This window comes from Priestia sp. YIM B13490, assembly GCF_042787735.1.
GTDB classification, from domain to species: Bacteria; Bacillota; Bacilli; order Bacillales; family Bacillaceae_H; genus Priestia; species Priestia megaterium.
In genome coordinates this window covers 1-20339 of record NZ_JBHZOT010000003.1, presented here as the reverse complement: position 1 = coordinate 20339, position 20339 = coordinate 1, and the positions used below count along the sequence as shown (strand labels likewise).

The following is a 20339-nucleotide window of genomic DNA, read 5'->3' as shown; positions in this document are numbered from 1 at the left end:
AAATATTATTAGATTCCTGTTCTTAGATATAAAAAAACTTCTATATCTCCCTTTTTTGATTTTTATAACATATACAATATCTAAAACTGATTAACATAAAACGATTTTATAGGAATAAATAAAGCCTCAAGAAGTGTTACATACTTCTTGAGGCTTTATTGTAGTTATGTATTCTTTAACTTATTACTTGGTCATCTTGGTCATAGATAACGATTTTGTAAGAATCACCTTTAGAACGTTCCTTTATTTCTTTAGTTTGAAGAAAAGTATTTACTTCTCTTTTAATTTTTTCACTATACTCTTGAGAGCTGTCATCAGATTTACTGATAGGAGTAACAATAGCAACTGTAACAGGTTGTTTTAACGTAACCTCAGTCTTTTTATATGTTACATCTTTGTATTCTTTATTTTCTTGTAAATGTGCAAGAGCTTCACTTTCAATATCCAGCCATCGCTTCTCTTTTTCTACTTGTTTAACATTTCTCTCACGAACGTTAACTTTATAGGCGTTCAAACCGTTCTCTTTTAATTGACGTTTAATATCTGCTTTTACCTTGTTTACATCTTCAGTATCCTCTACCTCGACTTTTACATCTTTTGAGTCTGAACCAACACTTAGAACGGCATATTTATCAGATACATCCCTAAGAAGAGCATCTAAATCCTTATCTTTAGTGTTTGAAGTTGTATCAACGTTCTGACAAGCTCCAAGTAATAATGCGAAACAACTAAGAAATACAATATTTTTTATTAATTTCATTCTTTCCTCTCCTTATAGATTTAATTGTTCTGTCTTAAACGAACCATACGATTATTTCATAAAATAGAAAAAAATAGAAATATAATTTTTACTTATAAGTGAATACCATATAAATCGCTAGTTTACATAAATACTCTTCCAGAACCCATAATAAAAAAGAACTCTTGATACAGGACAGAGGACTTCACCCTGTTTTTGAGACAGGAATCAAAACACCTTTTATACATATTCTCTCCTCTCTCAAAATAGTATTTTTAGGAAAAATATGATATTGTTTACATACGGTTATATTTTGGTACTTTATAATTGTGAATTCTGATAAAAAGCTACCTCGCTTGCCAATGCCGGGGGAGCTTTTTATTTTTGCTACAATTCTTCGAAAGGAGTATTTGATGTTATTAAAAACGCTAGTTACAGCATTTATTGGAGGTATTCTTTTTCCTTTGTCAACAAAATTATTTATGAAAAAAAAGACCGCTAACAAGGACATAAGTTATATTACAATGAGTTTGTCATTCGCTATTATCTTCTTTATTATGCTTCTATTTACAAAAACCTTCACTTAAAAAGAGCAGAAGATCTAAATATTTTCAGTCTATTAAGGAGTTTTTCAAATGAGTAATCACGAAAAAACTAAGAATAAAAAAAATATAATTTTAGGTATTATATATGGTCTAATTGTAATATTTGTATATGCATTTAATTTACCTCTACAGATAGCTTTATCTATACTTACTCTTGTCATAATCTTTGAACTTGTAACTTCAATAAAAGAAGATGACAAAGCTAAGAATGTTATAAACATTATTACTCTATGTTTATTTATACTTGGAATTGTTTTTCTCTAACTAATACTTACTAAAAAATAATAATAAAAACAGAACGAAGACTTCTTATAAATTAAGAAGTCTTCGTTCTGTTTGATCTTTCCAACTCTTGTTCCTTGCGTTTATCGTGCTTTTGAATATCTCCAACGGGTTTTAATTCAATATTGATATTGTCTGATATAGATAGTTCAAAAGGGTACAGCCTTTTGGACGCAAGAAAAACGAATGAGAAAACGTCTATTTGTCGTCACCTAGAGTAAATAGTAAAACTATATTTTTTAGAATAAAGTTTATATATTTACTCTTTCATGCGAAATAAGTTTTTACTGTATTTTTGATTAAATTTATCTTATCAATCTTTAATAACTTCCCTTGGTTTCTTCTGACTAAATCGAAGCATATACTTTTAAAATAGTTCTCATCTATTTCATTTGGTTTGTTATCTATTGAACTATAAAAACCAGTTACTCCATTAGGAAAATGCATTAAGTAAATAACTCCTTTCAAAATGCTTAGATACATGTATTTTAAATCTATAAAGCATTCAATTCTAGCTACCATAATGTCGTTTTCTAGGAACTAAAAAGCTGAAAGAGCCCCATCGTTGGTCTTTCAGCTTTTACTTTTATTAACTAAGTCAATATCCAAGGAACGTAACATATAAATACCGTTTCTTCTAATTCTGGTCGTACAGTAGCTTCTTCATGAAAAAAGTAACCATGTTTATATACTAAACCTATCCTTTTCTCGCTTAAAAAATTAAGTATTCCACCTGCTTCTTTATTTCTCCAAAGATGTAATTCCTCATTTTTTAAATAATCAACTATTAAATTTTTAGAAATGTCTTCTTCAGAAAATAAAATAACTGTATCTAAACTTTCAATTAGATATCTATTTACTAACCGCATTGCTTCAATACTATTATCAAACTTGTAGTCCCACTTATAAGCACCTACTTTGGATGCTGGCTCATACTTAGCTAAAAACCATTTTTTATTTACATTCATCTCTATATTTTCCTTTATAACCTTCATGTTTTGCCATCTAAATAGACTAAATCACAGGTTTATTCTATTTTAATTATATATCAAAATTGAGTTGGGAAACTTGAATATCATATACAAAGTTAGTTAACATAATCACTCTTCCAGAAAACATATAAAAAACGATCCCTTGATAATCAAGGGATCGTTCACTTTTTGTTTTTCTTTTTTATCTTTGAAATACCATTGGTTATTGTACATTTTTATCACTTCTAGCTTAAACGAGATTGTAAAAGATCGTCCTTAGTGACCCATAAAAAATTCCCCTCCATGTACAGTGTCATCCTCACTCTCAAAGAGTAATTTTTTCACACTATATTTAGAGGGGATAATACCAAATTTTACTTATTTTCTCGCATTACTTGAGCTACTTCAGTAAAAATTACGCCTAAGCCATGTGCACCTGCGTCCGGATAACCAAGACTTCTTTCTCCAACCGTACCAGCACGTCCCATACGTGCAACAATCTGTTCGGTTGATTTTGCTCCTTCAACAGCAGCTTCTGCTGCTTTGACAAGAGCATGTTTCATGCTTTCACCTTCAGCAGCACTTGATGTTAACGTATCTGCATAAGGTACTAAGGCATCGATTAAAGTTTTATCTCCCACAACAGCTCCACGTCCAAAAGAACGTTCTCCTGTTGCTTGAATTCCTTTTACAGACGCTTGGATCATTTCAGCAAATTCTGTTAAATTCAGTTCGGTTTTAGATTCGGCGTTCTTTCCAGCCGCGCGAAATGCTGCTCCCCAAATAGGGCCTGATGCTCCGCCACAGTGCTCCATGATAACGATAGAACACGCCTCTAAGAAGTTTCCAATATCATTTGATTTATTTTCGAGAATTTCGTGCCATTCAGCTTTCAGCTGTTTGAACCCTTTAGCAACACTCATACCAAAGTCTCCGTCACCAGCATGGGAATCTAATTCACAGAATGGTATTTCATTTCTAATAATACATTCACTCATTTGGTCAACCATAAAAATAATATTATTCAACGTCAATCGATTTTCGGTTACTACGGAATATTCTTTGTTGGTTTGCACCTCATAGGACACTTTCGGGGCCTCCGCGGTACCGATGATTTCATTATAAGTGACAGCTGGTACTTCACCTTTGATTTTTAGCGCAGGAGTATCGCACTCTTCAGATAGGAGACTCTTTAAGTGTTCATCTAATTTCATAATTGAAATAGAAGCACCGGCCATATCGATGGCTGTCATATAGTTTCCGACAAACGTTCTTGCAATCGTTACGTTTCTACGTGACAATTCACGAATGACAGAATGATTTAATAAATATAGTTCTTGAAGAGGTGTGCTTCCAAATCCATTAATTAGGACAGCCACTTCTCCTTTTCCATCTTCTATCCCTACTTCTTTTAATAATGAAGTTACCGTACGCTCTGCGAGTTCGTCTGCTGAAATAATTTTTTCACGACGGATACCAGGTTCTCCATGAATACCAACGCCAAACTCCATCTCATCTTCTGCAATCTCGAAAGTAGGAGTTCCTTTAGCAGGAACTGTGCAGGAAGTTAGTCCAAAGCCAATGCTTTTAACATTCGTAATAGCGTTTTCTGCTGCCTCTTTCACTTTTGGTAGATCATAGCCGCGTTCTGCTGCAGCACCTGCTATTTTATGAACAAGAACAGTACCAGCTACTCCGCGTCTTCCAACTGTATATAAACTGTCCTGTACAGCAATATCATCATCTACTTTTACATAATCCACTTGAATTCCATCTTCTTCTGCTAGATAAGCAGCATTCTTGAAATTCATCATGTCACCACTATAGTTCTTAATCACTAGTAAAGTTCCCTTATCGCTAGCTGTTTCTTTAATGGCTTGATAAATCTGTATTTGAGAAGGTGAAGCAAATACATCACCACAAACTGCTGCATCTAACATGCCCTTTCCTACATATCCAGCGTGAGCAGGTTCATGTCCACTTCCGCCCCCGCTAATTATACTTACTTTACTTTTATTAATTTGGTCTTTTTTAATGACTTTATATTTTTCAATTAAATTCAGTTCAGGATGTGCTAGAACCATCCCTTTACACATCTCAAGTACAACATCTTCCGGTTTATTAATAATTTTTTTCATTTTATATCAACCTCTTCTTATAATCATTTCCAATTTGATCTGCTGCAAGAATAGCTGCAGCTACTGACTCTGGATTAACAGGGAATGGCATAGAATAGATAGATTCCTCTGGAATACAAGCTTTATTAGCTACTTCCATTAACTCTTCTTGTGTAATTTGTTCCACTCCAATATCAGCGAGACAAACTGGAAGTCCTACTGCTAAACAGAAATCTAACACTTCTTCTATTTCCTCAGTTGGCGCATTTTCCAATACCAATTGTGCTAATGTACCAAAAGCTACTTTTTCACCGTGGAAGTAGTGGTGCGCACTTTCTAAAAGAGTAAGCCCATCATGAATCGCATGTGCTCCAGCTAATCCACCACTTTCAAACCCTAATCCTGATAATAAGATATTGGCTTCAATAATGTTTTCTAAGGCTGGAGTAACAACATTATGATCGCTTGCAGCTTTTGCTTTAACCCCGTCCTCTAATAGAGTGTTGTAGCAATGTTCTGCTAACACTAATGCTGCATTTGTACCTTTTGCTGGTGAACATAAGTCCTCACGTACTCCACAAGGTAATCCAGCATTTACATTAGAGAAAGAACGTGCTGTTGCTCTTGCTTCGAAATAAGTGGATAACGCATCCCCCATACCAGATACTAAGAATCTAGTAGGTGCATTAGCAATGAGTGTTGTATCAATTAATACAACACTTGGGCTTTGCTTAAAGTATGCGTAATCATCGAAAGCACCCTCTGGTGTATAGATAACTGCGGAATGACTTGTAGGTGCATCCGTAGCAGCGATTGTTGGGACGATAATTAATCCCTCTCCCTCAGCCACACATTTTGCTGTATCAATTGCCTTACCGCCACCTAAACCAATTGTACAATCACAGTTGTTTTCTTTCGCTATTTCCTGCAATCTAGAAATTTCTGGTCTTGAACATTCGCCATTGAATCCGCCTTCAAAAAATGTAATACCATATTTTTCTGCTGTTGCATCTAATTTGTCTTGTACACGTTTAATATCTTCAGGATGTGCTATTAAAAGTGCAGAAGTACCAAATGTTTTCACAAAATAACCTAAATTTAAAATTTCATCTTCGCCTTGAATATATTTTGAAGGACTAATAAATGCTTTTCTCATAAATAAAACCTCCTAATTAACTTTGTAATCCCTTACAATCGGAATTTTACTATCTTTTGTATAAGATTACATTAGTCTTAAGTGACGAGTTTTTACAACTTTTTATCGTATTTTTTTGCTCTCTTCATTTAATATGGTATTATTATGACATTATTTTAGGTAAAAATACTACTAAGTTCACGTTGAAAAGAGGTTACCTTTATCGCTGAACAATCTTTTATTTTACGAACTCAGGAATAAAATAAAGATATTCTCAAATAGGTAATCCAAACTACCGCACGGAAAGTAGAAGCAAGGGAGATAAAACATCATTGAAAACTACTTACATGAATTTAGATAAAATACTAGATTTAAAGAAATGGCGAAACCTTCAAGATTCGCTTGCGCTTGTTACAAAATTAGCGATTGTCACGGTTAACTATAAAGGAGTGCCCATTTCTCAACACAGTGGTGTACGTCCGTTTTGTGAGACTATGCGTAAAGATCCTAATACAGCAAAGCTTTGTGAAAAGTGCGATGCGCGGGGAGGATTAGAGGCAGTCAGAACCAATGCTCCTTATATCTATTTATGTCACTGGAATATTATCGATATTGCCATTCCCATTATAATTGATGATAAATATGTAGGTGCTATCATGGCGGGAGAAGTGAAAATTAAGGACGGTGACAAACCTCCTCCCTTGGAACAAATGCTTACTGTTCCATCAAAGGGATTTGAACAAAATTTAAATAATAATGAGGAAATACAGCGTCTATATGATTCTATTCCTACTCTATCCTATACAGAAATTAACGACGCTGCTCAAATGTTATATAGGCTTTGTAACTACATTGTAGAGGAAGCTATGAATAAAAACTTAATTTTAGAAGTATATGAAAAGATGGCTCCAGTAAAAGAGGACCTTTCTACTGAAGACATTTCTTACGGTTATTCTCTAGATAATATTCAAAATATAAAAAAGGAATTAGCCAACACCGTTACTAATGCTTACGTAAAAACGTCTATTAACGATCACTTAGTTTGTAAAAACAAAGTATTACAGCCAGCCTTTGACTACATTTATAAGCATAAAAGAGAAAAAATATCTCAACAAAAGATGGCTGATTTATGTCACATTAGTACAGGTTATTTCAGCCGTGTATTTACCAAAGAAACGGGTATGAATTTTTCTGTTTTTATTTCTCTCAAAAAAATAGAGTGGTCTAAACAATTATTAGAAAAAACGGATTTGTCTATTGCACAGATTAGTGATGAATTGGGTTTTAACGATCCCGGGTATTACATCAAGACATTTAAAAAATATGAAAATATAACTCCTAACGTCTATCGGAAATATTATCAAGAAAAGCTGTAGAATTTTCAGTCCTGATGTAAGAAATATATATAACTTTTCCATACGGATACTATTACTCTAAAAAGGGATACTCTCAGTATGGAAAAGCAAAATCTCTTTAAGTGGAAACACGATTGATTTTTATCTGAGTAAAATAAGAAATAAACAAGCAGCATAGTAAATAAACAAATTTTTTATTTACTCCATAGTTTTAATAAAGTAGTTTAATCATTTACTTCTCATTAACAATAACGTTTATTACGTATTCGTAATAAACATTAAAGTGATTTGGTGGTTTTGTTGCGAAAGAAACAAAAACTCGTTATACTGTATACAAATTAGGGAGGAGTTATTATGGATAAACGACAGCAGTTAATGAGTGAACTTATGGACTTGTGTAATGAGATAATCTGGCGTAATAAACCTGAAGTAGAATTGGCTTTAAAGGACTATACGTTGAGTGAAATAGAATTAATTGAAAATATCTCTCTAATCCCAAATGCGAATGTAACAAGACTTGCAGCTGCAAGCTACATGACTCGAGGTGCTATAAGCAAGCTTACCAAGAAGCTGATAGCTAAAAATATTATAGAGAGTTATCAAAGTGTCGAAAATAAAAAGGAAATATATTTTCGACTAACAACCAATGGACAAAAAATAAATGATATCCATCAAAAATTACACCAATCTTTTCTTGAACGTGATAAAGAAGTATTTAAGCACATGACCGATGAAGAATTTGACACTATTTTTCGTTTCATTGGTCGATATAGACATCATCTGAAAAATATCACTGAGTAAGTGGTATTTTTTTATGTTGTTTTATTGTTGACGAGGAAACAATAAAACGGTAAACTTATGTTTGTTTCCTAAGAAACAATAAATTTAAAGGAGAATTATCGTGGATACTTCAATAAATAAACATCCCCTAACGTTTGGGTTTATCACTGTCTTCTTAACTGGTCTTGGATTGACTATAGTTAGCCCCGTTTTACCTTTTTTAGTAAAGACTTATACTAGTAGTCCCAGCAGTCAGGCTACTGCAGTAACATTACTTACGTCTATATACGCTCTTTCTGTCTTTTTGGCTGCACCAGTTTTAGGTGCGTTAAGCGATAGGTATGGTCGTCGTCCAGTATTAATTATTAGTCTTATCGGCTCTGCCTTTGGTTATTTTATCTTTGGACTTGGAGGTTCACTTTGGATTCTCTTCCTTGGCCGTACCATTGAAGGTTTGACAGGTGGCGAAGTTTCAGCGATTTTTGCTTACTTTGCAGATATTACCTCTTCAAATGAACGCACTAAGTACTTTGGTTGGATTAGTGCTGTTGTTGGGGTTGGCACTGCTCTTGGCCCTATAATTGGAGGTGCACTTGCGACTTTCGGAAACAGTGTTCCTATGTATGCTGGTACGGTTATCACATTGCTTAATGCTATATATGGCTATTTTTTTATGCCTGAGAGTCTTGAGAAGTCCAGACGCTCTTTCAGTATTTCTGTTAGAGAGCTTAATCCATTTATACAATTATCCAAGGTTTTTTCCTTTAAATCTGTTAAATGGCTGTTAATTGCTGGGTTCCTAGTTTGGATTCCTAACGGATCATTACAAGCTATCTTCTCTCAGTTTTCAATAGATACCTTTGCATGGCAGCCTATATTTATTGGTCTGACATTTTCTATAATAGGTGTACTTGATATCTTTTCACAAACAATCATTATGCCACGATTACTCAAATTCTTGACAGATAAAAAAATTGCTCTTTTAGGCATGATAAGTCAAATTATTGGTTTTATCCTTATTTCAATTTCAGCCCTTACAGATTTTTATTTCGTCTTTATTGTTGGGATGATTTTCTTCGGGCTGGGTGATTCGGTCTTTGGGCCATCATTTAATGGTATGCTTTCAAAATCAGTTAGTGACAGTGAGCAAGGGCATATACTAGGGGGAGCCCAAAGCATTCAATCTCTAGCTCGGTTCATTGGACCAATTATTGGCGGTCAGTTGTATTCAGTAGTTAGCCACACTACTCCAGCCGTCATGGGTGTGGTATTGATTGGTATCTCTACTCTCGTTTTATCAAAAAAGCATCGTTATAGTTAATAAAAAACAACCCTTAAACAAGAACAGAAGAACTGCCTCTTAACCGATGGGGGTTTTTTCTGTTTTATAACTGTATACCTTATAAGCAGTTAGTTCACATAAACACTCTTTCCGGAACACACGCAAAAAGAGAATACTTGGAAATGAACTGAACCCAAAAAGTTAGACAATTTATATTTAAGCAACGTAGTTGGCTTGAGTACGGTATTCGACTGGACTCATGCCTTTCAATTTTTCCTTAATGCGAGTGTTATTGTAGTAATGTACATATTCTTTTAGCTCTCTCTCAAAATGGTCCATATCTTTAAATTATTGAAGGTATAAAAGCTCTGACTTCAGTTTGGAAAATAAATTAATAACAAGAAAATAAAGGGTTCTATAACGCGGGAATTTGCGTTGAATCAGGAGTTATATGAAAAACAAAAGTTAATTTTGTCAGCGAGCATTTCTCTGCATTTCAAAGTCTTTGATTAACTAGGTTTTTATTTATAAATGATTGTGACGAGAAAGCATCTTTCTATTTGTACGGGAGGTACTTTTTCGTTTCTTATAAAAATATAAAAATGGAGGAACGAAAAAAAGCCCAATTTCTCTAGTTTAATACTTAGGAATTGGGCCTTTTAATATTAGAATTCCCTTGACGTTGTAAATCCGCATTTCCTGATACTACCCCTTTTAGATAGAGGAGAAACTACTCTTTTGTATCCCTTTCATATAAATATAAAATATAATCAGTCATAACACCGGGATGGCCTAATTGCCGTAGCATAGCTATAATATTGCCACGATGATATGTTCCATGATTGACAACGTGTTGTACTACATCAGATAAACGGGTTTCGAGTCGTCCAGCAAATGAAGTTTCAAGCACAAAGTCGCTTTCTATATCTTCTTGATGATTGAGAAACGCTTTGTACCGGCCTGATAAATCGAAAAACATCGTTTCTAATTCTTCAATTCTTTTCGTTTCAATCTGTTCTCTCAATTGATTAGCCGACGCAAATGCTTCATCAAACTTTTCACCAGAAATACAATCTAACCATATGTTGTCAGAGACATAAATGTGCGCCATCACCTTTGATATAGAAGAAAAAACGCTCTGAATTTCCTTTTCGTAAATATCCTCAGAAAGTTCTTTTAATCGGTCGAAAATTTTTTGGTTTGCCCATACATGGTAGTCGTACAATTTTAATGAGTGATGTGACATTTAAAACTCCCCCTATTTCCCAATTCATTATCGACATTACACAAGGTATCAGTAGTCAACTTAACTATACTTCTATAAAAATATCCTCCAGACCTTTTGTTTAAAGGAGTTTTTTGTTCACTTAATATGAATTATAAGAAGTAACAAACCTTTAAGATTCCTATTATTAAAGGTTTTTATATATTTATAATTCAAATTTTGTAAAAGAAAAGTTCCAAAAAGGATAATAACTCTTGCCTTGTTATATTCTTTAGGATACAATACTGAGATATTTCCTCACCATTTTTATTCTGATTTGAAAACCTACTGTACTCTTGTTTGCACAGTAGGTTTTCTATTATAGAAAAGCGTACAATTCAATCACAGTACAAATGATTGGAAAAGGAATGATTAAATACCGAATAGTGGTAATGATTATCTTTATGTAAAATCTAATAACTCTTCTTATAGCTGTAAATAGATAAAAACATATTGACATTTAATTTCAAACTAACTATGATGATATACATTACATACACTTTAATTTAATAAACAAAAGCTAAGATAGGATCTTAAGTAATCCTAATCTCCCTGTTATAGAGAGCTGATAATTGGTGGAAGTCAGTACAAAGATTAGAGATGAAATTCACTCCTAGAGCTTCCTCTTCTAATAGTGTTTTAGAGAGGACGGATAAAACCGTTATGGTAATTAAGAGGTAAGATGTTTTTACAATATAGGGTGGTACCGCGAAATTTTCGTCCCTGCTGAATAATTCAGCAGGGACTTTTTTATGTTAAAAGGAGGGCATCATGAAAGAAAATACTGCATCAAAGAATACGTTAAAAAAGCAATTATTACCGCGACACATTCGAATGATTGCTATTGGAGGAATGATTGGAACAGGGATTTTCAAAGGGAGTGCTGATACAATTGGATTAGCAGGACCTTCGGTTATCTTTTCGTATCTATTTGCTGGACTATTGCTTCTCATTGTAATGGGAGCTTTGGCTGAAATGGCTATTGTATACCCATCGCACAATATGAAAGATCTAATTCAAAAAGCTTTTGGAAGACGTTTTTCTTTTGTAATGGGGGCTACTTATTGCTTTATGTGGCTTACTGTGTGCGTTATTGAAGTCATTGCTGCAGGTAGTTTTCTGCAATATTGGTTTTCTTCTATTCCTTTATGGATTCTTTGTCTTATTTGTTCAATTGTACTTATTTTAATTAATGCTACAAGCGTAAAGTCTTTTGGAGAAATTGAGTTTTGGTTTGCTGGTATTAAAATCTTTGTTATTATTGCTTTTATTTTATTAGGTATAGCGATACTATTTGGAATTATGCCAAGTAATAATTCATCTTCTCATTATCTTCATAATTATAGTGATTTTGTGCCAAATGGCTGGAAAGCCGTTTTTTCTACATTACTTGTAGTCATTTTCTCGTATGGAGGATCAGAACTCATTGGTTTAACTATTACGGAAACAAAAGATGCTGAAAAGGTATTACCAGGGGTAGTTAAAGGCGTTATGTGGAGAGTAGTTCTGTTTTATACTTTGCCTATTTTTATTATCTGTGGCTTGATACCATGGGATAAAATTGATGCAAATGCTAGCCCTTTTGTCCAAGTATTTGAAACAGCCGGGCTTCAAGGTGCTTCTCATATTATGAACTTTATTTTATTAACAGCTGTCCTTTCAGCAGCCAATTCAGGTATTTATGGCTGTACAAGGATGCTTCATTCTTTATCTCAGTCGGGAGATGCTCCTAAAAGTTTGTCCTATGTAAATAAACAAGGCGTACCTGTTTACAGTTTAGCTTTCAGTGTCCTATTTTTATTATTGGGAACGTACCTCGTATACTTATATCCTGAAAAAGCTTTTTCTTATTTATTAGCTATTCCTGGATTTACAGTTTCTCTTATATGGATTAGTATTTGCTTAGCTCAGCTAAAGCTACGTCCTCAATATAAAGAAAAACCATATTTTAAACTTTGGGGCTTCCCTTATTTAACGCTTTTTGCCGCATGTACATTAATTATTAGCTTCATAGTCTTTCTCATAGACAGTGCGAATAGGTTAAGCTCTATAGTTTGTGTAGCATTCGTTCTTATAATGGTAATTATTTCATTTTTCAAAAGGAACACCAAACCTACTTCTCTTGAAGTACCGAATGATACCAATTAGATTTTACATTCTTCAAAAACTTAAATCAAAAAAAGATACTTTATAAAGTATCTTTTTTTGATTTATAGAAGCACTTGCTTTATCTGAGGGCATTTTTAGTGATTTAACTCACGATTTGTTTTTGGGATTTTGCTCTTCATTCCAAGCCTCTAAGGTTTCAAGGCCTGTTAAGTGCCCAAAATGGTGATATATGATTGCGTTTGACATACCTTTGTTATCCACACTGTAAATTCGTTAATCATGTTAATTAACTCGCGAATGTACTTGTTTTTTTGACGATCAAACTGTTTGTACGTTCCCTCTACTTTGCTAAAATCAATCCATTTCTTTAGTTTAATCATAGGCGGATTAGTGCTCAAAAAATATGCGAGTTCTTGCAGCTGATTACTGATCCTCAGCCATGTTTCTACTTTGATTTCTGTCACTTGGGTAGGTTGATACTGTGGCACATACTTGCAAATCGTGGTATAGAAATAAGCAAAAGCTTCATCAGCAAAATAGACCGATTCTTTATTCCAATACTTTGCATTGTACTCACCTGGTTTCACTTCTATATAATAAGCATTTTCGACCTTGTCCACATTGGTTATCATTTCAAAAGGAGATTCCATAGTAACACCTCTTTTTTAGATAACGTTAGTATGTCCTTTTTTATTAGTGATTTACCTAAAAATTACTCCCAAGTTAATATCGTGTACTTTTATTTTTTTAACCATTTATAAAACATAGGTATGATTGCCTTTCCTTTGAATAGGTTAGTTGTAAAAAACCATATAGCCGAAAGGAAGTAGCAATTATGCATATAGAAATGAATATCTTATTTACTTTAGGTTCTTTACTGGGTTTATTAGCAGGAGGAGGACTTCTCAGATTAGTAAACCATCTGGCAAGGGGAAGAATCCAATTTATGTATGCTATATGCGGTGGAATCTTATTGGGCTTATTGTTCTTTGATATCCTTCCGTCTACTTGGCATCTATATGATTTAAGAGGCGTTTTATTAGGAATTGTAGCCGGATATATCATCATGCTATGCATTGACCTCTTTTTGCATAAACAAAACAGCGAAATTTCACCCTTACAGGCACTTATCTTATTAACGGTTGCTATCTTTTTTCATAATGTCATCACAGGTATTACATTTGGAATAACAGATATGCACCAATCAGCTTCTGTATTCGCAGCTACCCTTTTACATCAGGTCCCAGAGGGGATGGCAATTATGACAGTCCTCTCTATAGCAAAAATACCTAACACCTTTTTTTTACTAATTATAGCCATTCTGTCGCTGTCTTTAGGAGGCAGTTTATTCATTGGTGAAAGTGTACAAGCTTCCTCACTTAAACTACAAGCTTTATCGACTGGCGCAGCAATCGGTACACTGTCTTTTGTTATCTTTCATGAAATAATTGGAAATACCATCAAGCACTTCAGGAAATTGCATGTATGGCTATTAATTTCGCTAGGATTCGTAATTATTTATGTTTATCAATATTCTCTTTCATTATTTCATGGCCATTAGAACGATTAAATTTAAGTGTCAAAAAGACACCTGCAAATGTATACAGCTATACCTCACTCTGATCATTTATAAAAGAAGAACATTTCACACAATGTTCTTCTTTTACATTACTTCCTAGGGTCATGATTATGGTAACTAGAAATAACTGCTTAGAATCCATATTTAATTCTCCTATATGTAAGCTTTTGTATGTTACCACTCTCTCCACTCTTCTGTAATATCCTCTTCAGTCTCTAAGCCAGCTGCATTTGCAGCTTTAATGATAAACTCACAAAGTTCTTCTCTTTCTAACGTTTCAATGAAATAATCAAATTGTTCATTTAATTCGTTTAATCCTATAACTACCTCTTTTACATATTCTAAGATATCTTGTTCTGACATTTTATCTACAGAATCTTTAAGTCTATTCATATAAGTATCAAGGATTTCATCAGTGGCTTTAATATTCTCTACAGTGAAAATTTCATCATCTTCCATTCTTTGTTGCCAAGCTACTGTCGGTTTATTATTTTTTAGGTCTTGCATTATTGTAATATCTCCTTAGGGTCATATTTCCATTGAGCTATAAGCCTAATGCTAATCTGATTATATATCAAAATTAACCTAGAAGATTGGAGATACCCTTTTTATTTTTAGTTACTGTAAGACAGGTGATTATGGATATAAAAAATGTGCTAATTAGTGGATGAATCCTACTTTTCACTTAAATAAAAGGTCAATTTCTTCTCGATCATAATCCAAAATCCAATTATTATATTCTTCATAAAGAAAGCGTATAGATTCTTTACTTGAGGCTAAGACATCACATCCGCGGTCATCATACAAATGAAAAATCATTTTTTTAGAGAGATTAATAAAGTAAATATCATAACTACTTTGGGAATTACTCTTCAGAATAGTAGATGGATGAGCAAAGTCTTCATAATTAATAGCCTTTAAAAGCTGCGCATATCTTAATTCTGTTTTCTTACAAGAAAGTCCAAAGCGATGGGTCAAAGATTGATCATCGTCTTCATCTTCATCCTGAAATATACTCGGCAAACAGTGATGGTTTAATTGATATAGCCGCTGTTTATCTTTTATGTATTTTAAATAAACGTTTAAAGGTCTTTTTTGAAGGAAACGATCTTTGTTCGTAGTATGCACATCCGTAACAAAAAGAATCTCATCTCCCTCTCCAAATACCCTTTGAAATAATGTGATTGATCGATGAAAAGCTTGATTCAAACAATCTTTTTCGTGAGATGAAATTAATGGATCTGATATTTCAAAGCGAATGCTATATTTCCAGGAATAAAACAGAGCTGGACTTAAAGTTAATCCTTCAAAGTATTTTTCTGAAAATAAAGGCAGAGTGTTAGTGCTCATGTATTTTTCTCCATATTTTATAGTTTATAAGTAACTTTTTTTACTTAAACATTAAGTAATTGTTTTAATTCTTTTTTTTAAGCTTTTATAGTGCCCATTAATATGGTCAAGTTCTAACTCCATTTCAATTAATTGTTCTATAACTTTCTCTTTATCTAGTGAAGAGCTAAGAAGAGCTTCAATTAACCGCTCAATTTTATTACTACTCTCAGAAATGTTATTTAAATTTAAATCAGTCTATTTATTAAAATAAAAAGCACCTCAATTAATAGATGCCTAGTTTTTATTATTATTTTTCTTCTGTAATCATAAACTGTACCACGTTATTTAAATTGATGTGCACTAACTCTTTTTCATTCGAAATGAATCTTTCATATTTTGTTATATGACTAATGACTTCTTTCTTTGATGCGGCTTCGAATTTTAATTCCTTTGTCCTGCCATTTATAAATTCGAAAATAACTTTAAATTTAAGCATAGGTGTATCTCCTCATTATCTACTTATTATTCTTGTTTCATTAATTCTTCTTCAAAGAAAAAATACTTGGATATTTAGTAACCGTATAAGAGTATCTTTTCATGTTTTTTACATAATGAATTTTTAAGATTGTTACTAATTCATTCGATACTCTTATAGTTACTGTTTTTCCATCACTAAATATTTTCACGTTATATCCTTCATCTTCTCTCCTACGTTCTGTTCTTGCCTTTTTAATAGCGAACAGCTAAGGAATGTTCGCTATTAATGATGGGTGAGAAAAATGTGTCAGTCCTATTATCTTTGGGCTAACGTTTACATACGCATCAATGCGCCATTAGGCTTTGGTAACTCCTCAGCTGTTATCAGATTCATTTTACAAAAATGTTCAAAAAATTGTTGTGCCAGCTCTCTTTCCTTTGGGTCACTTTTTAACTCAGCTATATCAAGCAAAATTTGAGCCATCCATAAATTATCAAAATAACGGTATTTACCTGTATTCCATGTCATTTTTTGGGATGTTCTTTCATTTACATAATATTTCCAGAAAGGCATCTGATCCGATTCCTGTTCTGTAAGCTGGAGTCTGTATTTTGAATGAGCAGGAATATATCCATCTTCACAAAGCTTACCGATAAAATCTTCATTCACCATATAGACGCCTAAGATACGTCTGTCTTTTTCAGGCATACTGGAATCTATTGCTGTTAACAAGACAGCACTATTTTGGTGCAAACGGATGGGTTTGGTTGGCTTCCCCTTGTTATTACCACTTTTTATTACACCTGAAAAAACCTTCCACTCTAAAAAAGAACTATTCTGTTCTTCTATGTCACACCAAAAAACCATTTGTGATTCAGAATGAAGTTTATGATTCTTCATAAGTTTTTCAAGTCCCCAGCGAAGTTCCTGGTTTTTTCGTTGTAGTTTTTTTTCCTCTTCCTTCTTCCGTTCTTCCTCGTTGTGTTCCATTTCCTTTTTTTCTATAATTTTTTCGAGTGAATGAGCAACACTTTTATCATGCAGTTTTAGATGCTTTCCAAATACATCAGGGAAAACAAACTTTTTATTTTCCGATGCGAAATGTATTTCAATACTAGAATCATTACATTTAACTATACTACCTATCCCAAAAAGCTTGTGTGTAACTTTCTTATTGATTAGATTCATTATTCTAGGCCTCCTTGTAGAATAAAAACTCGGTTACTATTAGATGGTAAATTAATAATTTTATTCAACTAACTTACCTTTAAAGCTCACACAACTGTTTGAGTTTTTTTTCAGTTTAAAAAAAGGGTATTGAAAAAATGTATCCATAATTCTATCTGAAAAAAAACACAGCGGAATTCGGAATACGATCGAAAAAACAATTGTAAAACTATTATAACATTTTTTGAAAATATTACAAATTTTTCATTGACAATATATTTTAATTTGAGGTAAAATGAAGTTTTATTATTTATAATAACTCGAAATAAAAGTTTCCAACAAGTCATGAAACTGCTGGAAAGCCCCTATAAATAACCATTTGATTACCGGTGATAAGCGAAATGATTCCACCATTAAACTAATCTTTAAACTAACCCTCCTTACGTTGGCGGCTTAGTTTAGGTATGTACTACTACAGTAAGTGGTGCAATTAAAAAGCAAAAGAAGAAGATATGAACATTATTACCAAGTGTTTAGAAATTCTTATATCAAAAATTCCGTGCATTATTCCATGAAAATAAAATGGTAAGAAACACTAATTTATATAAATGATTATTACTCCTTTATAAGCTATAATGTAATATGAGGAGTAGTGATGTTAGTATGTATTATTACGGCAAAAGAAACCAAGAACCTTTAGCTCAAGAACAAACAGAGGTTTGGGAATGTACAGTAGAAGATTGTAAGGGCTGGATGAGAAAAGATTTCTCTTACGACAACCACCAAAAATGCCCTTTGTGTGGAAATCACATGGAAGCTGGAGAACGGCTTATTAATAAAATCCCCCTTAATCCCCATCGAAGATAATTTGTACCAATGCTATCGCATAGATTAAAAATTACTACTATATTATTTAATTGAAAATATAGCTAATTTATTTGCATTTGCTTTCTATTTCTAATGTATGTTATAACTAGTTATACCTTGTATCGATCGTCTTGTCTAAAACCCAGGCTTTTTTTAAAAGCCTGGGTTTTCTATTGAACTAATAGTAGATAAATCATGGTTTGCTAATTATAAGACCATAAAAAAAGGACTCCTTCATAAGGAGTCCTTTTTGTTATCACTTTTGATTATGCTTTGTGAACGTTAGCAGCTTGTGCTCCACGTTGACCTTGCTCGATATCAAAAGTCACTTTTTGACCTTCTTCTAATGATTTGAAACCTTCACCTTGAATAGCACTGAAATGAACGAATACATCGTCTCCGCCTTCGATTTCAATGAAACCGAAACCTTTGTCTGCATTAAACCATTTTACTGTACCTTGTGTCATAATGTTGCCTCCTGCTGTGGAATATTCCACAAATGTATTACCTTTCTTGCCCAATCATACTATTTCAAGATAAAAACTTCTGTTTAAGGTTTTTTCTTCTCTCAATCTTATACCGAACAAAAACAAGTTAAACATAGTGTAACACATAGAGATATTGATAGCAAATAATTGCTTTTTTCCTTTCTTCACTAAAAACAGTATTATGAGAAACGCTCAGAATTGGAACGAGTGGACAATCACCCGCGAAATAAAGAATATCTTCTTCTGATAGCTTCTCAGTACAACATTTCAACACTTATGCACCAGAATCCCCTTAACTATGTATAGTTAATTTATGGTTAAGTTTTTCCAATATAGATAGTCTTAAAAAGTACACTTTTTGGGATTGTAAAAAAATGACTTAAAAAACAGCTATCCCATTCGAAAAAATATACTTTTACGGACTCCTAATTTTTAACTTTATTCAAACACTAAAGGAATAAAGTTAAAAAATTTATTGGAATTAATAAAATTGCTTTAACGAAACTCAAACAAAAGGTTAATTAATACTTTTAATGAATTAATTTACTTTTAATTTATTTTTAACCATATTTTAATGATTCACTATAATTATTGGATTATAATGGAATCACCAAAGTGATTATCCTTCTTTCAACTTGCTTTTTGAAATTAGTTAACCTAATGTCACTCTCAATAACTACAAACGCCTTTCATCAAGAAGTGTTTATAATGTGGTATTTTTAATAAACTTCATTTCTATATACAAACCAAAAGTTAATAACATATATACTGATAAAGAATGGAAATAGGAGAGGATAATCTTGACTAAAAATCATCCATATTTAGATGAGAAAGTTATGACTATAAAAATCGTTACTGAAATGACAGGTTTATCAGAAAGACAAGTTCGTTATTATGAAGAGCGAGAGCTTATTTTTCCAAAACGAAACTCTTCAGGTACCCGAATGTATTCCTTTTCCGACATTGAAAGGTTAATGGACATTGCAGAAAAAATTGAAGATGGTGTTAGAACACGGGAAATGCGTAAGGATTTATTTTAAAGTAGGTGAATTTGATTTGTTCTTTTAGTCTTTGTTCATGCTTACTCAATCTCTATATTCAATATTTACTGGGTTATTTTTATTCGGATTTTTTATAAATGTATATAAGATAAGACTTTTATGCACTCCATTATTATTTAGCCTAGAGAAAAACATTGATACATAAGGGATGTATAAAGATGTCTATATTTTATAAAAATCATTCTGTTAGAACCCTTATTCCCATAAAGGTTCTCTTTTTCATATGTTCCTGAAAGAGTGATTATGGTAACTAGCATATTAAGTAAGCCCCTTTGTGTTAAACTGTACACAGAAACATGTATGAGTCTGGGGGCAATATAATGAAATGTGCAATAGGGATAGTTCTTATTGCTCAATCTTTATTAACGTACTTAACTATTAAGACAGCATATACTCCTTACACCGTTAGAATATTAGATAGAAATACTGGAGTTATGAAAGTTTCCTATAGTTTCCCTTTAACGTACTGGTTAATCTTTATAGGTTTGGGCATCATGTTTTTAGTGGGAACATATTTAGTCTTTGCTAAAGAAAAGAAGCAGATCTTTAATTAAAGGTCTGCTTTTTATTTTTACCGATAAATGGTTTTATGGTGCGACAAGAAGTCGCTTTCTTACAGTGTAGCTAACGCTACTCATCTAGACGCAGAGATGATCTCCATCCGAAACGGCATTCTTGGTAACGAGTCTGTCGGTTGCATGAGGAAATGTGGAAACAGAGGACAAATG

The 20339-nt window shown here is 32.9% G+C and carries 18 protein-coding genes, 2 pseudogenes and 1 other annotated feature; of the genes and pseudogenes, 8 read left to right on the top strand and 12 right to left on the bottom strand.

Going from position 1 to position 20339, the window contains the following annotated elements:
* Window positions 1-175 precede the first annotated feature (175 nt).
* Window positions 176-760, bottom strand: coding sequence for a DUF4030 domain-containing protein (locus tag ACFX4R_RS10025; protein ID WP_377569483.1), 585 nt, complete (start codon window positions 758-760; stop codon window positions 176-178).
* A gap of 614 nt (window positions 761-1374) precedes the next feature.
* Here ACFX4R_RS10025 and ACFX4R_RS10020 point away from each other — a divergent pair.
* On the top strand, window positions 1375-1608 hold the full coding sequence (locus ACFX4R_RS10020) for a hypothetical protein (RefSeq protein ID WP_162214040.1): 234 nt from the start codon (window positions 1375-1377) through the stop codon (window positions 1606-1608).
* Window positions 1609-2219: 611 nt separating this feature from the next.
* Here the strand turns inward: ACFX4R_RS10020 and ACFX4R_RS10015 are convergent.
* The 3 genes from ACFX4R_RS10015 to ACFX4R_RS10005 form a co-directional block, all read right to left on the bottom strand.
* A complete protein-coding gene (locus ACFX4R_RS10015) occupies window positions 2220-2621 on the bottom strand; it encodes a hypothetical protein (protein WP_377569481.1) in 402 nt (133 codons plus the stop codon).
* A gap of 350 nt (window positions 2622-2971) precedes the next feature.
* A complete protein-coding gene (dhaK, locus tag ACFX4R_RS10010; protein WP_377569479.1) occupies window positions 2972-4735 on the bottom strand; it encodes a dihydroxyacetone kinase subunit DhaK in 1764 nt (587 codons plus the stop codon).
* Between the two features lies 1 nt (window position 4736).
* Window positions 4737-5870: a glycerol dehydrogenase gene (locus tag ACFX4R_RS10005; RefSeq protein WP_377569477.1), complete on the bottom strand. Its 1134-nt coding sequence runs from the start codon at window positions 5868-5870 to the stop codon at window positions 4737-4739.
* 311 nt (window positions 5871-6181) lie between these two features.
* Between ACFX4R_RS10005 and ACFX4R_RS10000 the strand changes: the two genes are divergently transcribed.
* The 3 genes from ACFX4R_RS10000 to ACFX4R_RS09990 all read left to right on the top strand — a co-directional run bounded on the left by ACFX4R_RS10000 (window position 6182) and on the right by ACFX4R_RS09990 (window position 9305).
* Complete coding sequence (locus tag ACFX4R_RS10000) at window positions 6182-7225, top strand: PocR ligand-binding domain-containing protein (RefSeq protein WP_237074798.1); 1044 nt, start codon at window positions 6182-6184, stop codon at window positions 7223-7225.
* 333 nt (window positions 7226-7558) lie between these two features.
* A complete protein-coding gene (locus ACFX4R_RS09995) occupies window positions 7559-8005 on the top strand; it encodes a MarR family transcriptional regulator (RefSeq protein WP_043981865.1) in 447 nt (148 codons plus the stop codon).
* A gap of 100 nt (window positions 8006-8105) precedes the next feature.
* Window positions 8106-9305: an MFS transporter gene (locus ACFX4R_RS09990; protein WP_237074796.1), complete on the top strand. Its 1200-nt coding sequence runs from the start codon at window positions 8106-8108 to the stop codon at window positions 9303-9305.
* 177 nt (window positions 9306-9482) lie between these two features.
* On the opposite strand, the pseudogene ACFX4R_RS09985 reads toward ACFX4R_RS09990, so the two are convergent.
* A pseudogene (locus ACFX4R_RS09985) lies at window positions 9483-9659 on the bottom strand (IS3 family transposase); the annotation flags it as partial.
* A 337-nt stretch (window positions 9660-9996) separates the two neighbouring features.
* Window positions 9997-10512, bottom strand: a complete 516-nt coding sequence (locus ACFX4R_RS09980; RefSeq protein WP_043981863.1) for a DinB family protein — start codon at window positions 10510-10512, stop codon at window positions 9997-9999.
* Window positions 10513-11043: 531 nt separating this feature from the next.
* Window positions 11044-11258 (top strand) — a binding site (T-box leader).
* A gap of 43 nt (window positions 11259-11301) precedes the next feature.
* Here ACFX4R_RS09980 and ACFX4R_RS09975 point away from each other — a divergent pair.
* Window positions 11302-12678, top strand: coding sequence for an amino acid permease (locus tag ACFX4R_RS09975; RefSeq protein WP_043981862.1), 1377 nt, complete (start codon window positions 11302-11304; stop codon window positions 12676-12678).
* A 167-nt stretch (window positions 12679-12845) separates the two neighbouring features.
* Here ACFX4R_RS09975 and ACFX4R_RS09970 read toward each other — a convergent pair whose 3' ends face one another.
* The gene (locus ACFX4R_RS09970) at window positions 12846-13289 is read right to left on the bottom strand and encodes a hypothetical protein (RefSeq protein WP_098526312.1); all 444 of its coding nucleotides are present in this window, start codon (window positions 13287-13289) and stop codon (window positions 12846-12848) included.
* A gap of 185 nt (window positions 13290-13474) precedes the next feature.
* Here ACFX4R_RS09970 and ACFX4R_RS09965 point away from each other — a divergent pair, with 185 nt between their 5' ends.
* Complete coding sequence (locus tag ACFX4R_RS09965; RefSeq protein WP_162214032.1) at window positions 13475-14200, top strand: ZIP family metal transporter; 726 nt, start codon at window positions 13475-13477, stop codon at window positions 14198-14200.
* 192 nt (window positions 14201-14392) lie between these two features.
* On the opposite strand, the gene ACFX4R_RS09960 is transcribed toward ACFX4R_RS09965, so the two are convergent.
* From ACFX4R_RS09960 to ACFX4R_RS09945, 4 genes are all read right to left on the bottom strand, one after another.
* Window positions 14393-14725, bottom strand: coding sequence for a hypothetical protein (locus ACFX4R_RS09960; protein WP_274158106.1), 333 nt, complete (start codon window positions 14723-14725; stop codon window positions 14393-14395).
* Between the two features lie 174 nt (window positions 14726-14899).
* The gene (locus ACFX4R_RS09955; protein ID WP_165575293.1) at window positions 14900-15568 is read right to left on the bottom strand and encodes a DUF3885 domain-containing protein; all 669 of its coding nucleotides are present in this window, start codon (window positions 15566-15568) and stop codon (window positions 14900-14902) included.
* A 289-nt stretch (window positions 15569-15857) separates the two neighbouring features.
* The gene (locus tag ACFX4R_RS09950) at window positions 15858-16046 is read right to left on the bottom strand and encodes a hypothetical protein (protein WP_013082641.1); all 189 of its coding nucleotides are present in this window, start codon (window positions 16044-16046) and stop codon (window positions 15858-15860) included.
* Window positions 16047-16361: 315 nt separating this feature from the next.
* Window positions 16362-17216, bottom strand: a complete 855-nt coding sequence (locus ACFX4R_RS09945; protein WP_043981857.1) for a hypothetical protein — start codon at window positions 17214-17216, stop codon at window positions 16362-16364.
* Window positions 17217-17858: 642 nt separating this feature from the next.
* On the opposite strand from ACFX4R_RS09945, the gene ACFX4R_RS09940 reads away from it, so the two are divergent.
* The gene (locus ACFX4R_RS09940; RefSeq protein ID WP_016763693.1) at window positions 17859-18062 is read left to right on the top strand and encodes a cold-shock protein; all 204 of its coding nucleotides are present in this window, start codon (window positions 17859-17861) and stop codon (window positions 18060-18062) included.
* Between the two features lie 266 nt (window positions 18063-18328).
* Here the strand turns inward: ACFX4R_RS09940 and ACFX4R_RS09935 are convergent, their stop codons facing one another.
* Window positions 18329-18529 (bottom strand): cold-shock protein, encoded by a 201-nt coding sequence (locus tag ACFX4R_RS09935; RefSeq protein WP_013056497.1) that lies wholly within the window; start codon window positions 18527-18529, stop codon window positions 18329-18331.
* Window positions 18530-19386: 857 nt separating this feature from the next.
* Between ACFX4R_RS09935 and ACFX4R_RS09930 the strand changes: the two are divergent.
* Window positions 19387-19584: pseudogene (locus ACFX4R_RS09930) on the top strand (MerR family transcriptional regulator); the annotation flags it as partial.
* Between the last annotated feature and the right edge of the window lie 755 nt (window positions 19585-20339).

Bases quoted from the DNA above. Each gene is read 5' to 3' on its own strand.
- ACFX4R_RS09945 (WP_043981857.1), bottom strand. From the start codon at position 17,216: ATGAATCTAATCAATAAGAAAGTTACACACAAGCTTTTTGGGATAGGT.
- dhaK (WP_377569479.1), bottom strand. From the start codon at position 4,735: ATGAAAAAAATTATTAATAAACCGGAAGATGTTGTACTTGAGATGTGT.
- ACFX4R_RS09955 (WP_165575293.1), bottom strand. From the start codon at position 15,568: ATGAGCACTAACACTCTGCCTTTATTTTCAGAAAAATACTTTGAAGGA.
- ACFX4R_RS09980 (WP_043981863.1), bottom strand. From the start codon at position 10,512: ATGTCACATCACTCATTAAAATTGTACGACTACCATGTATGGGCAAAC.
- ACFX4R_RS09960 (WP_274158106.1), bottom strand. From the start codon at position 14,725: ATGCAAGACCTAAAAAATAATAAACCGACAGTAGCTTGGCAACAAAGA.
- ACFX4R_RS09975 (WP_043981862.1), top strand. From the start codon at position 11,302: ATGAAAGAAAATACTGCATCAAAGAATACGTTAAAAAAGCAATTATTA.
- ACFX4R_RS09940 (WP_016763693.1), top strand. From the start codon at position 17,859: ATGTATTATTACGGCAAAAGAAACCAAGAACCTTTAGCTCAAGAACAA.
- ACFX4R_RS10025 (WP_377569483.1), bottom strand. From the start codon at position 760: ATGAAATTAATAAAAAATATTGTATTTCTTAGTTGTTTCGCATTATTA.
- ACFX4R_RS10015 (WP_377569481.1), bottom strand. From the start codon at position 2,621: ATGAAGGTTATAAAGGAAAATATAGAGATGAATGTAAATAAAAAATGG.
- ACFX4R_RS10005 (WP_377569477.1), bottom strand. From the start codon at position 5,870: ATGAGAAAAGCATTTATTAGTCCTTCAAAATATATTCAAGGCGAAGAT.
- ACFX4R_RS09995 (WP_043981865.1), top strand. From the start codon at position 7,559: ATGGATAAACGACAGCAGTTAATGAGTGAACTTATGGACTTGTGTAAT.
- ACFX4R_RS09935 (WP_013056497.1), bottom strand. From the start codon at position 18,529: ATGACACAAGGTACAGTAAAATGGTTTAATGCAGACAAAGGTTTCGGT.
- ACFX4R_RS10020 (WP_162214040.1), top strand. From the start codon at position 1,375: ATGAGTAATCACGAAAAAACTAAGAATAAAAAAAATATAATTTTAGGT.
- ACFX4R_RS09950 (WP_013082641.1), bottom strand. From the start codon at position 16,046: ATGCTTAAATTTAAAGTTATTTTCGAATTTATAAATGGCAGGACAAAG.
- ACFX4R_RS09965 (WP_162214032.1), top strand. From the start codon at position 13,475: ATGCATATAGAAATGAATATCTTATTTACTTTAGGTTCTTTACTGGGT.
- ACFX4R_RS09970 (WP_098526312.1), bottom strand. From the start codon at position 13,289: ATGGAATCTCCTTTTGAAATGATAACCAATGTGGACAAGGTCGAAAAT.